Source organism: Bradyrhizobium sp. WYCCWR15520 (assembly GCF_056174665.1).
Genome location: NZ_JBWBWM010000005.1, coordinates 202064 through 218829 on the forward strand (window position 1 = coordinate 202064; position 16766 = coordinate 218829).

General features: G+C 63.6%; 16 protein-coding genes. 5 read left to right on the forward strand and 11 right to left on the reverse strand.

Translation table 11 applies throughout. The features are described from left to right. The first annotated feature begins 46 nt into the window (after positions 1–46). The gene (locus tag AC0QUY_RS07715; protein ID WP_475386386.1) at positions 47–1630 is read left to right on the forward strand and encodes a glycosyl hydrolase family 79 N-terminal domain-containing protein; all 1584 of its coding nucleotides are present in this window, start codon (positions 47–49) and stop codon (positions 1628–1630) included. On the opposite strand, the gene AC0QUY_RS07720 is transcribed toward AC0QUY_RS07715, so the two are convergent. Continuing rightward, positions 1593–2534: a DUF817 domain-containing protein gene (locus tag AC0QUY_RS07720; protein WP_475386387.1), complete on the reverse strand. Its 942-nt coding sequence runs from the start codon at positions 2532–2534 to the stop codon at positions 1593–1595. The genes AC0QUY_RS07715 and AC0QUY_RS07720 overlap by 38 nt on opposite strands. Before the next feature lie 75 nt (positions 2535–2609). Further along, positions 2610–3860, reverse strand: a complete 1251-nt coding sequence (locus tag AC0QUY_RS07725; RefSeq protein WP_475386388.1) for an MFS transporter — start codon at positions 3858–3860, stop codon at positions 2610–2612. A gap of 343 nt (positions 3861–4203) precedes the next feature. Between AC0QUY_RS07725 and AC0QUY_RS07730 the strand changes: the two genes are divergently transcribed. Next, a complete protein-coding gene (locus AC0QUY_RS07730) occupies positions 4204–4440 on the forward strand; it encodes a hypothetical protein (RefSeq protein ID WP_161851912.1) in 237 nt (78 codons plus the stop codon). Between the two features lie 91 nt (positions 4441–4531). On the opposite strand, the gene rpoD is transcribed toward AC0QUY_RS07730, so the two are convergent. Both rpoD and dnaG read right to left on the reverse strand, forming a co-directional pair. Further along, positions 4532–6640 (reverse strand): RNA polymerase sigma factor RpoD, encoded by a 2109-nt coding sequence (rpoD, locus tag AC0QUY_RS07735; protein ID WP_474416220.1) that lies wholly within the window; start codon positions 6638–6640, stop codon positions 4532–4534. A gap of 342 nt (positions 6641–6982) precedes the next feature. Continuing rightward, a complete protein-coding gene (dnaG, locus tag AC0QUY_RS07740) occupies positions 6983–8983 on the reverse strand; it encodes a DNA primase (RefSeq protein WP_475386389.1) in 2001 nt (666 codons plus the stop codon). 242 nt (positions 8984–9225) lie between these two features. On the opposite strand from dnaG, the gene AC0QUY_RS07745 reads away from it, so the two are divergent. Further along, positions 9226–9792, forward strand: coding sequence for a chlorite dismutase family protein (locus AC0QUY_RS07745; protein WP_475386459.1), 567 nt, complete (start codon positions 9226–9228; stop codon positions 9790–9792). Between the two features lie 50 nt (positions 9793–9842). Here AC0QUY_RS07745 and AC0QUY_RS07750 read toward each other — a convergent pair whose 3' ends face one another. From AC0QUY_RS07750 to AC0QUY_RS07760, 3 genes are all read right to left on the reverse strand, one after another. Next, positions 9843–10241, reverse strand: a complete 399-nt coding sequence (locus AC0QUY_RS07750) for a gamma-glutamylcyclotransferase family protein (RefSeq protein ID WP_475386390.1) — start codon at positions 10239–10241, stop codon at positions 9843–9845. Positions 10242–10378: 137 nt separating this feature from the next. Then, complete coding sequence (locus AC0QUY_RS07755) at positions 10379–11191, reverse strand: transglutaminase-like domain-containing protein (RefSeq protein ID WP_475386391.1); 813 nt, start codon at positions 11189–11191, stop codon at positions 10379–10381. A 3-nt stretch (positions 11192–11194) separates the two neighbouring features. Then, the gene (locus tag AC0QUY_RS07760; RefSeq protein ID WP_475386460.1) at positions 11195–12115 is read right to left on the reverse strand and encodes a transglutaminase family protein; all 921 of its coding nucleotides are present in this window, start codon (positions 12113–12115) and stop codon (positions 11195–11197) included. 102 nt (positions 12116–12217) lie between these two features. Here AC0QUY_RS07760 and AC0QUY_RS07765 point away from each other — a divergent pair, with 102 nt between their 5' ends. Then, the gene (locus tag AC0QUY_RS07765; protein WP_475386392.1) at positions 12218–13015 is read left to right on the forward strand and encodes an N-formylglutamate amidohydrolase; all 798 of its coding nucleotides are present in this window, start codon (positions 12218–12220) and stop codon (positions 13013–13015) included. A gap of 175 nt (positions 13016–13190) precedes the next feature. On the opposite strand, the gene AC0QUY_RS07770 is transcribed toward AC0QUY_RS07765, so the two are convergent. After that, positions 13191–13319 carry a hypothetical protein gene (locus AC0QUY_RS07770; protein WP_256380320.1) on the reverse strand — a complete coding sequence of 43 codons (129 nt, stop codon included), beginning with the start codon at positions 13317–13319 and terminating at the stop codon, positions 13191–13193. Between the two features lie 351 nt (positions 13320–13670). Here AC0QUY_RS07770 and AC0QUY_RS07775 point away from each other — a divergent pair, with 351 nt between their 5' ends. After that, entirely contained in the window at positions 13671–13892 is a 222-nt protein-coding gene (locus tag AC0QUY_RS07775) for a DUF3551 domain-containing protein (protein WP_475386393.1), read from the forward strand. 25 nt (positions 13893–13917) lie between these two features. Here AC0QUY_RS07775 and AC0QUY_RS07780 read toward each other — a convergent pair whose 3' ends face one another. From AC0QUY_RS07780 to AC0QUY_RS07790, 3 genes are all read right to left on the reverse strand, one after another. Then, positions 13918–14535: a LysE family translocator gene (locus AC0QUY_RS07780; RefSeq protein WP_475386394.1), complete on the reverse strand. Its 618-nt coding sequence runs from the start codon at positions 14533–14535 to the stop codon at positions 13918–13920. Between the two features lie 126 nt (positions 14536–14661). Continuing rightward, positions 14662–15207 (reverse strand): hypothetical protein, encoded by a 546-nt coding sequence (locus AC0QUY_RS07785; RefSeq protein ID WP_475386395.1) that lies wholly within the window; start codon positions 15205–15207, stop codon positions 14662–14664. A gap of 10 nt (positions 15208–15217) precedes the next feature. Further along, positions 15218–16660 (reverse strand): LVIVD repeat-containing protein, encoded by a 1443-nt coding sequence (locus tag AC0QUY_RS07790; RefSeq protein WP_475386396.1) that lies wholly within the window; start codon positions 16658–16660, stop codon positions 15218–15220. Positions 16661–16766 lie beyond the last annotated feature (106 nt).

The following is a 16766-nucleotide window of genomic DNA, read 5'->3' on the forward strand; positions in this document are numbered from 1 at the left end:
TCAACGCGTGGGCCTAGGCCCGCTTTGGCTGCCAAGGACAATGGCTATGCCCAGGTCCAGTGGTTTCAAAGTCGGAATGGGAATTGTGGTCGCCGCGCTGGCCGGAAGCCAGAAGGCAGCCGCGCAGGCGCCAACGCTTTTCGTAGACCCTTCACGATTGCCCCGGCTCGGTACCATCGACGAGCGCTTTCAATCGTACAATTTGGAAATGGTCGAGGTAACCGGGGGACGCTTCTGGAAGCCTTACAGGGCAAGTAGCCTGGCGCCATCGGATCGCGGCGCCGTCAACGCCGGAAACATGCCAAGGGGCGGGAATCCCGACCTCTACGAATATCGCCAGCCCATCGACCTATCGAATCCGCGACTGCGCACATTGGCTGCGGCGCTGGCTCCTGCTTACCTGCGCGTCAGCGGCACCTGGGCCAACACCACATACTTCGCCGAGAACGATGAGGCGCCCTCGACGCCGCCCGACGGTTTCCGCGCGGTGCTTAGCCGCGAACGCTGGAAAGCTGTCATCGACTTTGCCGGCGCTGTCAGCGCAGAGATCGTGACCTCGATGGCAACAGGCCCCGGTGTCCGGGACGCAGCAGGTCAATGGCAGAGCGATCAGGCGCGTCGCATCTTCGCCTACACAAAATCCGCCGGTGGCAGAATTGCCGCCGCCGAGTTCATGAATGAGCCGACGCTGGCCGCGATGGGCGGCGCACCCAAGGGATACGACGCGGCAGCTTATGGGCGGGACTTCAAAGCCTTTGTTGCGTTCATCAAGGCAAGCGAACCGGATGTGATCGTTCTGGGTCCCGGTTCGATCGGCGAGACAGCGCAGCAATCGTCCAGACAATCCAGCGCTGATTTCATCATCACGCGAGACTTGCTGGCAGCGTCCGGACCTGGCATCGACGCTTTTTCCTATCACCACTACGGCGCGCTCTCGCAACGATGCTCCGGCATTCCGGGCCAGACCACGCCGGAGGCCGCGCTTTCGGAAGACTGGCTTGATAGCACCGACCGGACGCGCGCGTTCTACCAGTCGCTAAGGGACGAGTTTGCAGCTGACAAGCCGATGTGGCTGACCGAAACCGCCGAGGCAGCTTGCGGCGGTAATCCCTGGGCTTCCACTTTCCTCGATACGTTTCGATATCTCGATCAACTTGGCCGGCTTGCCAGGGCCGGCGTCCAAATGGTTGCGCACAACACGCTGGCTGCGAGCGATTACGGCCTGCTTGACGAGAGGACGTTCCGCCCGCGGCCGAACTATTGGGCGGCGCTGCTGTGGCGCGCCCTGATGGGCACGATGGTTCTCGACGCCGGCAGGCACAAGGGGATGCATCTCTACGCGCATTGCCGGCGCGGCATTCGTGGGGCCGTCACGCTGCTTGCCATCAATACCAGCAGGACGGATGCCGCAGCGCTGCGATTGCCCGAGGCCGGCGAACGCTACACGCTGTCGGCGGATGATCTGCAAAGCGAAGCCGTGAAGCTCAATGGAACGGTCCTGGAGCTTGGCCCGAATGAGAAACTTCCGCAGCTTGCCGCGGTGACAGCGTCACCTGATACGGTTGAGCTGCTGCCTGCCACGATCACCTTCCTCACGATCGGGGATGCGAAAAATCCGGCGTGCGATTGAGCTGTTCCCGGACACTGGTCGCACGATCATCCCCCCGCCTCTGCCTCGGCTTGTTGATCAGGCTCACCAGCGTGTAGCTGATGATCAGCAGCAGAAACCACGAGCCGATCTTGTCGACGGATACCATCGACCAGCCGTGCCGCTGCGATGGATAGACCCAGGTTTTTGTGAACGTGCCGATGTTTTCCGAAAACCAGATGAACAGCGTTACCAGCACGAGCCCGAGCAACAGCGGCATCGAACGTTGCGCGTGCCAGACCCTGAAATAGACGCGGGTGTGGAAGAAGAGCCAGCCCGCAAGAGTGAACAGCAGCCAGCGCAGATCGAGCATGTAGTGATGGCTGAAGAAGTTGACATAGATCGCGACGCTGAGCACAGCCAGCGCGAGTCGACGCGGGTGACCGGTGAATTCGAAATCGAACAGACGCCAGGCGCGACAGATATAGCTGCCTATGCAGGAATACATGAAGCCGGAGAACAGCGGCACGCCGCCGATCCGGATAAAATTCGGCTCCGGGTAGATCCAGGAGCCGACCTCGGTCTTGAAGAGCTCCATCACCGTGCCGACGAGGTGATAGATCAGGATCACCTTGGCTTCTTCCAGCGTCTCCAGCCGGCCGGCGAGCAGCGCGATCTGAACGGCGATCATGCAGAGAAACAGGAAGTCGTAGCGCGCGAGCGGCGCGCTCGCCGGATAGAACCGCCAGGTGGCGATCATCAGGAACACGGCGATGCCGCCGAACAGGCAGGCCCATGCCTGCTTCACGCCAAAGCGGAAGAATTCGTAAACCGCTGATGTCGCGCGGCGGCGCGCCATGAAGCGGCCGAGGCGATATTCGCCCGCGATAAAACGGCGAAGCGGTGCCCAGATGGCGGCGGCGCTCGGGTTGGGGACGTGATGCACGCCGCGGAGCGTGGCTGATGACCGCGATCAAAGCTGGGCGGAGATTTGCAGATTTCCCTCAGATAAAGCGCAGTTTCATTCCGTCCTTAGCCGAAGGCAGAGCGCAGCGCTCGCCAGTGCCGAAATTCCCAGCAGCACAAGCACGCCGGAGAATCCGGCGAGCGCGAATACGATGCCCCCGAACGTCACCCCGACTGTTCCGCCGAGAAAGCTGCACGAATTGAGCATGCCGGAGCCCTTCCCCGCCTGCAGTTGCGGCAGTGTCGCAAGTCCGAGCCGCGGCGCCGAGGCGTAGATGACCGCTATCCCTGCGCCGGCGACAAACAGGCCGGGCATCAGAGCAGCGAACTTCGCGTTCGTCTGAAACGACAACCAGACGATGGCGCAGCCGACGGCGAGCAAAAGCGATCCGCCTGTCAGCATGCGCCGCACACCGATCCGCATTGCAATCATTGGAGCCGCGCGCGCGAAGGCGAACAGCGCAATCGAGAGCGGCAAGAGGGAAAGGCCGGCCGCAATGGCTGACATATCGAGGCCGTCGGCAGATTGCGCAAAGAGGTTGTAGTAGAGCAGCAGCGTCATGATGTCGAACATCACGAGAAACAACAGGCCGGCGGCGATCGCGAAATTCCGGTTCGCGAACAGGGCGAAATCGACCAGCGGCTGCGGACGCCGTGTCTCCGTCCGGATCAATGCAATGAACGCCATCACGGCCAGCGCGAGCGGGACAATGGCGGCCAGCGGATTGGTGCGGACATGCGCCAGCGCCTGCAATCCCGATATCAGCGTCACCATGAAGACGGCGAGAATGCCGAGGCCCACCCAGTCCATCGAAATCGCGCGTCGGCCGCCCGCGCCGGGATGCCGCTGCAGCATCAGCGCGGCGGGCACCATGGCGGCGACGTTCAGCCAGAAGATAAAGCGCCAGCCCGCGTAATGCGTCACCGCCCCGCCGATAAGTGGCCCGATGCTGAAGCCGAGCATCAGAAAGCCGGTCCAGGCGCCGATCGCCTCCGCCCGTTTTGCATCAGGCGCGGCTTCGGACACTGCCGCGAGCGTGCCGGCCACCGCAAACGCGGCTCCGAGCCCTTGCAGCGCGCGTGCGCCGACCACGACCGAGCCTGTCGGCGCAAGCGCAATGAGCAGCGAAACGAGGGCGAACAAGGCGATGCCGGCAACCGAGGACCTGCGCGCTCCGAGTTGGTCCGCCGCGCCGCCACCGACGATGATGAAGATCGCGGCCGTCAGGAGATACGCATTGACCACCCATTCGACTTCCGCCGGACCAAGCTGCAGGCTGGCTTTCATGTCGGGGAGCGCCGCCATGATCGCCGTACTGTTGTCGCCCACCGCCAGCATGGCAAGGCAGCACGCGATCAGCACCGATGCGAGATCGCTCTTCGTGTTGGAGGCCGCCGGCATCACCACCGCCCCTTCCGTTTGTTCCAGGCGAACAGTATGCCGCCAAAGCCGTCATAAACAAATCGCGTCACCGGCGGCGTTAGCCTGGCAGTGTCGCCAGCCGACAGTTGCCCGTCGAGACCGCTCAGCTCTTGATTTACCGCTCTCGCTTCGCACGGGCTTTCTCCGCCGATCGCGCAGGGCAGATCGGCGCGCAACGCGGGTTATTTTCTTTGACAGCGGCGCCCCGATCGGGGACAAGCCGCGCATGCCGAAAAAACCCGGAACCAATCCCAAAGGCGAATTCGCCTTTTTCAACGTCGTTTATGAAGACGATTCCCAGCGCTCCAACCGCCGCGTGCCCGCCGAACTGCTCGGCGGGCTCGATGGCGATGAGCCGGCGCGCGCGTATTTGAGCGAGCAGGATCGCGAAATCGCCGAGAAATCCGGCCGGCCGCAACTCAAGATCAAGAGCATCAGCCGGGTAGGCGCGAAGAAGAAGTAGATAAACAAAAACGGCGGGCCTCGGCCCGCCGTTTCTTTTCGATGGATTGCCGGTCAAGCCCGGCAATGACAGTCAATACTGACTGACAAAATCAGTTATCCAGGAAGCTCCGCAGCTTGCGCGACCGTGACGGATGCTTCAGCTTGCGCAGCGCCTTGGCTTCGATCTGACGAATACGTTCGCGGGTGACCGAGAACTGCTGGCCGACTTCTTCCAGCGTGTGGTCGGTGTTCATGCCGATGCCGAAGCGCATGCGGAGCACGCGCTCCTCGCGCGGGGTGAGCGAGGCCAAAACGCGCGTGGTGGTTTCGCGCAAATTGGACTGGATCGCCGCATCGATGGGGAGGATCGCGTTCTTGTCCTCGATGAAATCGCCGAGGTGTGAATCTTCTTCATCACCGACGGGCGTCTCCAGCGAGAGCGGCTCTTTCGCGATCTTGAGGACCTTGCGGACCTTCTCCAAGGGCATGCCGAGCTTTTCGGCGAGCTCTTCCGGGGTCGGCTCGCGGCCGATCTCGTTGAGCATCTGGCGAGAGGTGCGCACGATCTTGTTGATGGTCTCGATCATGTGCACGGGGATGCGGATGGTGCGTGCCTGATCCGCAATGCTGCGTGTGATCGCCTGCCGGATCCACCACGTGGCGTAGGTCGAGAACTTGTAGCCGCGGCGGTATTCGAACTTATCGACCGCCTTCATCAGGCCGATGTTGCCTTCCTGGATCAGATCGAGGAACTGCAGGCCGCGGTTGGTGTACTTCTTGGCGATCGAGATCACGAGACGCAGGTTGGCCTCGACCATTTCCTTCTTGGCCTGGCGCGCCTCGCGCTCGCCCTTCTGCACGCCGTGCACGATCTTGCGGAATTCGCCGATCTCAAGACCGGTGAGCGCCGCCAGCGACTGGATCTCGTGACGCAGCTCCTTGATGCGGTCCTTCTCGTGGTGGACGAAATTCTTCCAGCCTTTGGCCGAGAGCTTCGAGACACGGTTGAGCCAGCGCGGATCGAGCTCCGAGCCCTGGTAGTTGCGCAAAAAGTCCTCGCGCGCGACGCCGTGGCTGTCGCCCAGACGCAGCAGGCGGCCCTCGAACGAGACCAGCTTCTTGTTGATGTCGTAGAGCTGCTCGACGAGCGAGTCGATGCGAGCCTGGTTCAGGCGCAGCGACTTCACCTCGACGATGATCTCGTCCTTCAGCTTCTTGTACTTGCGCTCCTGCGAGGGCGAGAGCGACTCGCTCTGAAGCTGGTTGGCGATGTCCTGTTCTTGAAGACGCCGCAGCTTCTTGTATTCGGAAGCGATCTTGTCGAAGGTCTCGACTACCTTCGGCTTCAGCTCGGCCTCGATGGCCGCGAGCGACATCTGGTTTTCGAACTCGTCGTCATCCATGTCGCCTTCGGCGGCGGCCTCTGCCGGATCCTTCTCCTCGACCTCGGCTTCGCCGGCGGGCGCGGCGCGGAACGGGGTCGGCGACGGCGGAGCGGCCGGCGGCGCGACATGCGCGGGCGCGGCCTCGCCATTGGCGGGAGCGCCTTCGGCGGGGGCTGCGATCATCGCCGGGTTCATGTTGTTCTTGGCGTCGGGGCCGGCGTAGGTGGCTTCGAGATCGATGATGTCGCGAAGGAAGATCTTTCCTTCGTTGAGTTCGTCGCGCCAGATGATGATGGCCTGGAAGGTCAGCGGGCTTTCGCAGAGGCCCGCGATCATCGCCTCGCGGCCGGCCTCGATGCGTTTCGCGATCGCGATTTCGCCTTCGCGCGACAGCAACTCCACCGTGCCCATCTCGCGCAGATACATGCGGACGGGATCGTCGGTGCGCTCGCCGGGCTCGGACTTCTTGACCTCGGTGACGGCCTTTGCGGTGACCTCGACAAGCTCGTTGTCGGTGTCGTCGTCGGCCTCTTCCTTCTCGGCCTCCTCGTCGGCCTCCTCGGCCTCGGAGACGTTGATGCCCATGTCGGAGAGCATCGACATGATGTCCTCGATCTGCTCGGGCGAGGTGGTATCGGAGGGCAAGACTTCGTTGAGCTGATCGAAGGTCACGAAGCCGCGCTTCTTGGCCTGCTTGATCATCTTCTTGACGGCGGCATCCGAGAGGTCGAGCAACGGCGACGGTGCGTCGGGGCTGTCCTTCTCGGGGGCGTCCGCTGCCTTGTCGTCTTTTTCCTTGTCCTTAACCTGCAGCGTCTTTGCCTTGGTGGCCATTCATCAAGCTCCCGAAACGCGCTTCATGCGGGCGTGCGTCACACCGGCCCGCAAGTTGTTCACTCAATTCGTTCGAGATGACGTCGAGCGATCGTCACCCCGTTCTGTTCATTCGCCTTCGCATGACGAGAGGAAAGCGGCACCCGCTTTTCCGCACCATGGTTACGACGCGCAAAGGGCGGCGCAGACCGTCGCCACCCCGAATTCCAATTCGTCGGTTTCTGTCTTTCGTAGCCCGAAGGGCCCTTAAGCTTCGCTTAACCCTGTTTTTGCCGCCAAATCATGGATTTGGCGAGTCTTTTCGCGGGCCAGGCCAAGGCCGTCCGCATCATTTTTTAAACGTCAAACGCTTTTACGGAACCGGCCCGAAAGCTCCCCAAAACCCTCGATCAGGGCCTCGGTGCCGTCGAGGGAGTCCAGCCGGGCGCCGACATCCTTCAGCCATGCCAGATTGGCCTCGCTGGTCTCCTCAGCCAACGCCAATTCGGCATCTTTCTTCTCCCTAAGTAGGGCATGTGTTTTCTGATGCAAGACAACCAGTTGCTGCCAGGTGGCCAAAACATCCTCGCGGGCCGCGCCCGGCCTTGCAGCCCACACGGCAGCGGTCGTGATCGCCCGCTCAACCCGTTGAAGAATCTCGCTTAATCCACGGATTTCGAGATCGCCGCGCATTTTCTCGGCCTGCTCTTCGACGTCAGGGGAATGGTGATGGTCGTTGGCGAAGGCCGCGATAATGCCGGCGCGGAGCTTGTTGGCCTCGGGATGGGCCAGTTCCAGGGCGGCCACCTCCTCCAGATGGTCGTGCAACAGCCAGGGGTGGTTAATGAGGGATTGCAGGATCAGCGCCTCGCGGCGGGACATGGCGCTACGCTGTCCCCGCATGATCGGACTGGTCGCGAGCTGGGGGCTCGCCGCCTGGTAGGGGCCGGGCGCGATCCCCAGGGCTGCCCCGGGACGGCCGCCGCGGGGGGCGAATCGGCCGGCCGGAGCCGCTCCGCGCGGGGCAAACGCGCGGGGTGATTCGCCGCGGCCGGACCGGAAATTACCTCTTCCGTAACTGCCGCCCCCGCCTTGCGGCGCAAAGGTGCGCTGCAGGCGCTCGGCGAGATCCTGGCGGTAATAGCGGCGCACAACCTCGTCGCGGATGCCGTTGGAAAGTTCGTTGATGCGCGCTTCCAGCGCGGCGCGCCGTTCGGGGGTGGCAAACGTCCCGCCCTCGATCTCGCGCGACCAGATCATGTCGGCGAGTCCGCGCGCGGCAGAAATCACTTCCTCGATCGCGACGCGGCCGCCGGTGCGCGCGAGGTCGTCCGGGTCCTGCCCCTCCGGTAGCAGGGCAAAGCGCAGGCTTTTGCCGGGCGCGAGATTGGGAAACGCGAGATCCGCGGCGCGGTAGGCGGCCTTCTGCCCGGCGCGGTCGCCGTCGAAGCAGAGGATCGGCTCGTCCGCCATCCTCCAGAGCAGCGCAAGCTGGTTTTCGGTCAAGGCCGTGCCGAGCGGGGCGACGGCGCCGCCGAAGCCGGCGGTGACCATGGCGATGACGTCGACATAGCCCTCGACCACGATCAGCGGCGCGCCGTTGTGCGTCGCCTGCCGCGCGGTGGCGAGGTTGTAGAGATTGTCGCCCTTGTGGAAGAGCGGCGTCTCCGGCGAGTTCAGATATTTTGCCGGAACGTCCTTTTCCAGCGCGCGGCCGCCGAAGGCGATGACGCGGCCCCTGGCATCGGTGATCGGAAACATCACGCGGTCGCGGAAGCGGTCATAGGGAACGGGGATGTCGTCGCCGGCTACGAGTAGCCCGGCTTCCACCATGTCCTCGGTGGAAATGCCCTGCGCGCCCAGATGCTCCTTCAGCGCAAACCGATCCGGCGGCGCATACCCTAGGCGAAACTGGAGCTGCGTCGCCGGCGAAATGGCGCGGTCGCCGAGATAGCCGCGTGCCTTGGCGCCGTTGCGGGAGGCGAGCGTGTCGGCAAAGAATTTGGCCGCGAGTTCCATCACATCGTGCAGCGTCTTGCGGCGCTGCTCGTGGCGCGCGGCGTCCGGGGTTGCCGCCGGCAGCGGCATGCCGGCCATGGAGGCGAGGCGCTCGACGGCCTCGGGGAACGAAACGCCTTCCGTCTCCATGACGAAGTCGAAGATGTTGCCGTGCTTGCCGGTCGAGAAGTCGTGGTAAAACTGCTTCTGGTCGTTGACCGTGAACGAAGGCGTCTTCTCCTGCTGGAACGGCGACAGCCCCTTGAACTCCCGCCCCGCCTTTTTCAGCTTCACGCGCCGACCGACGACTTCGGAGACCGGAAGCCGGGCGCGCAGCTCTTCGAGGAATTGGGGGGTGAAGCGCATAAGTTAAGCTTTTGCCTGGGCGATTGCCAACCGAGCATGGATATAGGGAGGCGGGCTCCGAAAGCGATGTTTATCAGGCTTCTCGCCGCTATTCACAGGACGGAAAGTGGCACTATCGCTCGCCGCCATAGCCCGCCACAGCAAAGAAAGACGTGGATGCCCGGGTCAGGGGCGGGCCTGACGGCGTACGCGGGCGCCGACCCTGCTTGAATCCCTTCCCGTTCCGCGCTTCCATCCCGTTCATGTTCACGATCTTCCGGGGTGGCAGGAGCGGGGCGTGGCGGGTGACGCGGTTCGCGCCCGTCAAGGGAGCGTCGCTGGCGCCGACGCCTTCGGTGTCGGTCGTGCATACGCTGTCCATCACGCTGCCGATCATGCCCTCGCCGACCGCCTGGCGGCTTGCCGGCGTCGCCAGCCATCTGCGCTATGCCGAGCGCGCCGAGAAGCAACAGCTCGACGCCTCGCCTGCCGAGATCGGCCGCCCCGAGGCGACCTATGCCGCGCTGATCCCGATCAAGAAATCGGCGGCTTGGTGGGAGCTGACGCAGGAGGAGCGGCGGCAGATTTTCGAGGACAAATCCCAGCACATCGCGAGCAGCCTGAAACATCTGCCAGCGGTCGCCCGCCAGCTCTTCCACAGCCGCGATCTCGGCGAGCCCTTCGACTTCCTGACCTGGTTCGAATACGCCCCGGCGCATGCCGACGAATTCGAGGAGTTGGTCCGCACGCTGCGCGCCACCGAGGAATGGAAATTTGTCGAGCGCGAGATCGATATAAGGATGGAGCGCGAGCGGCTGGATGCGGGGTAGGTCTCGCTTCGCATCGCCGCGATCGATGCACCGCGTCCGGGACAAGAGACTCACGCCTCCAGAAACTTCCCCGATGCGATCTGCGGCAGGCCGGTGACGGGCCAGTTGTAGACATAAGTCCACGCCTCGCCGGTGCTGCCGTCTTCCAGCGCCAGCGGCAGCATGCGGCGGACGTATTCGGTCGGCTCCGGAAAGCCTTCGCCGCAGGCTTCATACATGTCGAGTTCGCCGAGCAAGGCGTCGCGGTCGCGCAGGCGATATAGTTCGCCGAACACGATGTCGGCCGGATTGTCTGACAGCACCAGCCCCGGATAATGCTTGATGCGATAGAGCCGGCCGCGGCAGGTCGCGGTGCCCAAAAAATCCGCGCTACGCGACAAGAGCTGCGCCATCGGATGGTCGAAGCCGCGCATCAGCGTGCCGTAGACGAAGAGACGATCTGAAATCATGGCCTTCTATGTCATTGCGAGCGAAGCGAAGCAATCCATTGCCGCCTCATGCGCGGAAAGGTGGATTGCTTCGTCGCTTCGCTCCCTTGCGCAAACGCTTCGCGTTTGTCGCAGGCAATGACGGCTCTGGCAGGCAGCTACGCCGGCACGACCTCGTCGCTGACGACGAAAAACTTCACCAGATCCATCCGGCCAAAGCTCGTGGTCAGCGCGACGTCGGCTGCATCCCGCCCGGTACCCATCAGGACGCGGCCGATGCGGGGGACGTTGTGGCGGGCGTCGAAGGTGTACCACTGTCCCGAGAGGTAGACCTGGAACCAGCCGGAGAAATCCATCGGCGCGGGGCTGCGCGGCACGCCGATGTCGCCGAGATAGCCGGTGCAATAGCGCGCCGGAATGTTCATGCAGCGGCAGAAGGTCAGCGCCAGGTGCGCGAAGTCGCGGCAGACGCCGGCGCCCTGCTCGTAGACGTCATGCGCCGACTTCATGTGATGGGCGTGCTGATAGCCGAAGGTGACGTGGTTGTGCACGAAGTCGACGATCGCCTGCACCTGTGCCCAGCCGGGCGGCGTGGTGCCGAACAGCGACCAGGCGATGTCGGTCAGCTTGTCGGTCTCGCAATAGCGGCTCGGCATCAGATAGAGCAGCACATCGTCGGGCAACTGGTCGATCGGCACCTGCTGCGCGGTCGGCACCACCGCGTCGGGCAGGCCGGAATCGCGCACCAGCGCCTCGCCGCGCAGCGTGACGCCGCCGGCGGGCGCGACGAGGCGGCCACAGACATTGCCAAAGCTGTCGCGATAGAAGCCGATCGGAACGTCAGGCTCGGCGACAATGCGCTCGGTGCCGACGATGTCGGCAAAGCGCGAGGGATGAATCGAGAGCATGATCACCATCGGCGTCGGTTGCGCGGCCGCATAGGAAATCTCGAAGCCGACCTTGATCTCCATGGATCAGACCTCTTCCGCCTGCTGGACCCCTTCCCCCACTTCCGCCTCTTCGCCGGCCGCGACGACGCTGATAGCGACCTCCATGCCGGCGAATTCATCCGCTGAGCCCAGATAAGTGCCGTGCAGCGGGATCGCCTGGCGCGGATCGCGGGCGACCGCGACGCGGACAAGATCGCGGGTGCCGACGATGCCGTTGGTCGGGTCGAACTCGATCCACCCTGCACTCGGCAGGTAGACCTGCACCCAGGCATGGGTCGAGCCGCCGCCGACATAACCATGCGCGCCGTCGCCGGGAATGAAGATGTAGCCGGAGACGAAGCGCGCGGCGATGCCGAGCCGGCGCAGCGCCTCGATCATGAACAGCGCATAGTCGCGGCAGGTGCCCGAGCCGGTCTGCAGCGTGTCGAGCGGATGCTGGGTGCCCTGCTCATGGCGCTTGCGATAGATGAAGGCCTTGCGAATGCCGTGCGTCATGCCGCTGAGAATCTTGAACGTCGGCGTCGGCGCCTCGGCGTCGAGAAATTGCCGCGCCCAGGCCGACAGCTCGCCGTTGGGATCGCCATATTGCGGCGTGACGAACTGCAACAGGTCCGGAAACTCCTCGTCGTCATAGAGGAACGGATAGAAATAGGCCGGATCGTCCGGCGTCAGCGCGAACTCTTCCGCCGGACTGTGCTCGACGGTCGCGGTCGCGGTGAACGATAGCGTGTCGGCGCGCTCGTCGAAGGTCGCGATCGCCACGCTGTTGCCAAACACGTCGTGGATCCAGCGCAGCTGCATCGGCTGCGGCTCGATCTCGAGGTGGCTGGCGCGGATGTGCAGGTCGTGCCCCGGCAGCGGGCGCAGCATGACGCGGTGTTCGCCGAACGCGACCGGGCGCGTATAGCGATAAACAGTCTTGTGATTGATGGTCAGGAGCGGCATCGTCAAACAATCGTCGATTCTGGTAGGTCTCATCTAGGCCGAATCCTGCTCAATTGTAGATCGGGCTGCCGCTTCGATAGGCACCGGTTCAGGGAAAATGATTTGAACGACTCCGCAAGCACAGCCCTACTCCTCAGCGCCGAGGATGTTCCTCCGGTCCATGAATATAATGCAGTAGGCCGCTCGCCGTTTCTGCTCACATGTGACCATTACGGCAGGCTTATTCCGCGCCTGCTCGGCGATCTCGGCGTGAGCGAGAGCGAACTGACGCGCCATATCGCCTTGGACATCGGGATCGCCGGCGTCGCGGAAGCGCTGTCTGCGCATCTGGATGCGCATCTGATCGTGCAGCGATACTCGCGCCTCGTGATCGACTGCAACCGCCCGCCCCATGTCGCAAGCTCGATCCCGCGCATCAGCGAGGCGACCACGATACCCGGCAACGAAGGCATTTCGCGCGAAGCTGCCGCGATCCGGCGTGCGCAGATATTCGATCCCTACCACCGCCGCATCGGCGAGATCATCGACCAGCGCGGCAACGCAGGCATGCCGACGGTGCTGGTATCCCTGCACAGCTTTACGCCCGTCTATGCCGGGATCGCGCGGCCCTGGCACATCGGCACGCTCTACCACCGCGACACGCATCTGGCGCCGCTGCTTCTGAAACTGTTGCGCGCCGAGGGCGATCTCGTGGTCGGCGACAACGAGCCCTATGCCGTCAGCGACGAGACCGACTACACGATCCCCGTCCACGGCGAGGCGCGCGGGCTGATGAACACGGGAATCGAGATCCGCCAGGACCTGATCTCAGATCCCGCGGGCGAGAAGGCATGGGCGGAGCGGCTGGCGCGGATCCTTGGCGAGATCGAAGTGGCACTGCGGGCGCAGCGGTTGATTTGACCCCGATTGCCTTGGGCTGCTGGTTCCGCCCGGCATGCCATGCACGAGGTACGTTCCCTCCCCACTTGTGGGGGAGGGAGCCTACTGCCCCCGTGGCTCTCGCTTCGCTCCTAAATGGCGACGATGTTGGCCATTCATTGAGCCCTGACACGAGATTGCAGCGGCGAGCTGCGGGTCACGCAGGCGGCCGAAGCGAGCTGATCCAGCCTTCGACGATTTCGGATTTCAGCGGGTCGGGACGGTCGCATGTCGGGCACTGCATGACCGCAGGGATCTTGCCGTCGCGCGTTGCGACCAGGATCATTTTCCGTCCGCATTTCGGACAGTCCAGATGTATCGTCTCCAAGGGATGCCCCTCCTTTGGCCCACACAGTGCGGCCTGCCGGCAAGACCGCCCTGGCCGTTTGAGGGGGTGAGCCCTGGGGTCTCGCCAGCGCACGAGCACGCTTGGCGGGGTGGGTGCCGGCAAGCTGCGGCCGCAATCCCATCGAAGCGTGAACCGGCAGCGTTTGCTATTGATCCAACGTGCAGTATTCGGTCACCCCACCTTACCGATCGCCCGCAGCGCCTTTGATCTGGATCAAACAGCAGCGTTGTCCTAGCCGAAGTCCAGGCGCTAGACCATGATCCGGAAAAGTGCGTCGGGAGAGTTATGATGCGCGCATTGACCATTTCAGTCGTGCTGGTTCTGGGCCCGACGACGCTGCCCGCGCAAGCCCAGATGTATGATCCGGCTTACCCGGTTTGCCTGCAGTCGTACGGGCCTCAGGGCGGCATTTCATGCCGCTTTGGGTCGATGGCGCAGTGCAAAGCAGTCGCATCCGGCCGCTCGGCGCAATGCGTGACCAACCCGTATTACGGGAAACGCCGTCGCTGATGCGCTCGAGGCAGGGGCCGTAGAATCAGCGCGCCCGTGTCAGCGCCAGCCAGATGCCGCCGCCGATCATGACGCCGCCGGAGACGCGCGACACCAGCCGCGTCCGCTGCTTGGAGAAGAATTTTCGCGCCCGACCGGCCAGCAGCGCGTAAATCGCATCGGTCGAGGCGGCGATCACCATGAAGGTGATGCCGAGCAGCGCCACCTGCGGCAGATGAGGCTTCTCCATGTCCATGAACTGCGGGATGAACGCGCCGAAGAAAATCAGCACCTTCGGATTGGAGAGCAGCACCAGAAAACCCTGAAGGAAGAAGCCGCCGCGCGGCGGCGGTGGCGGCTCGTCGGCGTTGACGCCCTCGACCGGCTCGCGGATCAGCTTGATGCCCAGCCAGATCAGGTAGGCTGCACCGGCAAAGCGCACCCAGTCGAACCAGTAACCCATGGTCGCCATCAGCGAGGTCAGACCGATGGCGACGGTGCCGATCACGATCGCCATCGCGGTTTGTACCCCGGCGCAATTGATCATCGCCGCGCGCGTCCCGTACCGCAACCCGTTCGCGATCAACAGCGTGACGACTGGACCGGGCAACAAGGCGAGTGCGATGCAGGCGGCGACAAAGGCTAGATAGACCTGGAGGGACATGTGGGGTTCCGACTGTGAGGGCGGTTAGGACATTATGCATGTGGGAGCCGCAGATGGAAGCCGCGCTCTGACTCTCTCTGCCCATTCTTTACGGGGAGAGTGCTGGGGCGAGGTTAAGAAGCACCGTCACCGTTCCTCCATCGCGGCGATCACCCAGCGGGTCATCTCATTTGTAGCCAGAAACGCCAGCGCGGCGCGCCCTATCTCCGACGCGTCGCCGTTGCCATGCGCGACCGCGACGAGGAGATCGCAGCGGCGCGAGACGGCGATGCCTACCGCGTGTCTCGTGCTGGCGGCCGGCGGCAGCTCATACGTCCTGATCCGCCCCGGCATATCTGCCACGCGCACCACCTGTCCGCTGCTGACGGGCACAAAGCGCTCATTTATCAAATCGACATCGGCGACGCGATCGACCTCATCGTCGTCGGCGACGCCGCGGTCGCAATTGCAGAAACCGATCTTCGACCGTAGATAGATCGCGACATCGCCGCCGCATCCATCACAGCGAAAAGCCTTGCCGGCAGGCCAGCCATCGCGCGGGAACGGCCAAGGGATTTCCCGCCACTCGCCATTCCCTTCGTGCTGAAACGACCCTGCATGCTGGTAGGCCGCAGCGCCCGACAGCGCACCGAGCGCGATGGTGGCGAACGCGATGACCGGCCAGCGGCGCATCGCCGGCCCCTTACGGCAGGCCGGCGACGGCGCGCGCCGAGCCGGTCAGTTCCAGAATGTGCAGGCCGGTGTTGGCGCGGTCGACGATGTAGATGTAGCCGCGCTCGTCGGTTTCGACATTGTTGGTCTGGATCGCGACCTTGCAGCGGTGCTTGTCATCGATCTTGACGCAGCGCTTGTCGGTCGCCGCCGTGATCGCCGGAATGAAATAGCCGACCTCGGCGGGATGAAAGGGATCGCGAATGTCGAGGGCGCGAACGCCTGCATTGAAGAAGGCGATGAAGGCCATCTTCTTGTAGAACACCGGCGCCATGCTCTCGTTGGAGGAATGCGCGCCGAACCGCCCGCCCCGCTCGCAAAACGTTCCGCTCGCTTCTGGCACGGTGTAGCTCGAGATCATCATCGGCCGGTTCTCGACAGTGACGTCGGCGAACCACACCATCTGCCGCGGCTCGTTGCATTCGTTCAGGATCGCCTCATCGACGATCATCACGATGTCGCGGGTCTTGCCGTCCTTGTCGCGCGCGAATTCCGCAATCGGCATGCCAAGCATCGGAAAGGTCGTGTGGGCGCCGTTGAATGCCGACATCGGCAGCCGCGCAATTTCCGGCAGCCGCAGATTGTCAGGGGTCGGCTCCTTGGGCCCGTTGAGCAGCTTCTCGCGGTCGACAATCTGCAAGATGCCGCCCTTGTTGGTACCGTAGCCGAAATAGACCCGGTTGCCGGAAGGCCCGGTCGAGATCGGCCCATGCAGTTCGGTCGGCACCGCGCCGGTCGAGCCCGGCTCCTGGCCAGGCAGGCCGAAATCGCGGATCTTCTGCGGATGCGCAGGATCGGAGAGATCGTAGACCTGCGTCATGCGGCGTGTGCGCCAGTCCGGCGCGCCCGAAACCAGGAAGGCAATGCCGGTGTCGCACTCCCACCAGTTCTTGTGCGTGTCCTTCAGGCCGGCGATCCGCGTGATCAGCACGGGATTGGCGGGATCGGCGACATTCCAGATCTCATGCGCCTCGCCGCCAAACGTCCTGAGCATGTAAACCGCGTTGCGATCGCCCTTCGGCAATGCCTTGCCGTCACAGATCCGCACCATCTGCGCGCCGCCCCCTTCATATTTTCCTTCCTGGCCCGGGAGATGGCGCAGATATTTCGGCTGCGAGGAATTGGTGACGTCGACGATCGACGTGCCGTTCGGCTCCGCCCTGCCGGTCTGCGGATTGACCGGCGCCGGAATTTCGTCGCTACCGCCGTGATGACCGATATAGGCAATCCAGCGGTCGCCCTGATGGTGGATGGTCGGCTGATAGGCGCTGCGCGCCTGCAGATCGCTGGTTCCAACCAGCTTCATGTTGAGCGCTTCGGGCGGCGCGCCGATCACCTGTTGCTGCGCCTCAGCGCCCGGGCAAGCGAGAAAATAGATCGAGCACCAGGCTGCGAGTTTGAGGCGATCGACCATGTTCCACCCCGACTGTTCAAGGCCAATCTGCGTTGGCTGGGCGCACGATAACACAGGCTGTGGGCCGCGCCCAACACACGCTCTTGACATGCAACCTTTTGGTTGC

Coding starts and splice junctions, on each gene's coding strand:
- AC0QUY_RS07715 (WP_475386386.1), top strand. CDS start 47: ATGCCCAGGTCCAGTGGTTTCAAAGTCGGAATGGGAATTGTGGTCGCC.
- AC0QUY_RS07775 (WP_475386393.1), top strand. CDS start 13,671: ATGCGCGCATTGACCATTTCAGTCGTGCTGGTTCTGGGCCCGACGACG.
- dnaG (WP_475386389.1), bottom strand. CDS start 8,983: ATGCGCTTCACCCCCCAATTCCTCGAAGAGCTGCGCGCCCGGCTTCCG.
- rpoD (WP_474416220.1), bottom strand. CDS start 6,640: ATGGCCACCAAGGCAAAGACGCTGCAGGTTAAGGACAAGGAAAAAGAC.
- AC0QUY_RS07755 (WP_475386391.1), bottom strand. CDS start 11,191: ATGGAGATCAAGGTCGGCTTCGAGATTTCCTATGCGGCCGCGCAACCG.
- AC0QUY_RS07790 (WP_475386396.1), bottom strand. CDS start 16,660: ATGGTCGATCGCCTCAAACTCGCAGCCTGGTGCTCGATCTATTTTCTC.
- AC0QUY_RS07780 (WP_475386394.1), bottom strand. CDS start 14,535: ATGTCCCTCCAGGTCTATCTAGCCTTTGTCGCCGCCTGCATCGCACTC.
- AC0QUY_RS07730 (WP_161851912.1), top strand. CDS start 4,204: ATGCCGAAAAAACCCGGAACCAATCCCAAAGGCGAATTCGCCTTTTTC.
- AC0QUY_RS07785 (WP_475386395.1), bottom strand. CDS start 15,207: ATGCGCCGCTGGCCGGTCATCGCGTTCGCCACCATCGCGCTCGGTGCG.
- AC0QUY_RS07770 (WP_256380320.1), bottom strand. CDS start 13,319: ATGATCCTGGTCGCAACGCGCGACGGCAAGATCCCTGCGGTCATGCAG.
- AC0QUY_RS07745 (WP_475386459.1), top strand. CDS start 9,226: ATGTTCACGATCTTCCGGGGTGGCAGGAGCGGGGCGTGGCGGGTGACG.
- AC0QUY_RS07760 (WP_475386460.1), bottom strand. CDS start 12,115: ATGCCGCTCCTGACCATCAATCACAAGACTGTTTATCGCTATACGCGC.
- AC0QUY_RS07750 (WP_475386390.1), bottom strand. CDS start 10,241: ATGATTTCAGATCGTCTCTTCGTCTACGGCACGCTGATGCGCGGCTTC.
- AC0QUY_RS07725 (WP_475386388.1), bottom strand. CDS start 3,860: ATGGCGGCGCTCCCCGACATGAAAGCCAGCCTGCAGCTTGGTCCGGCG.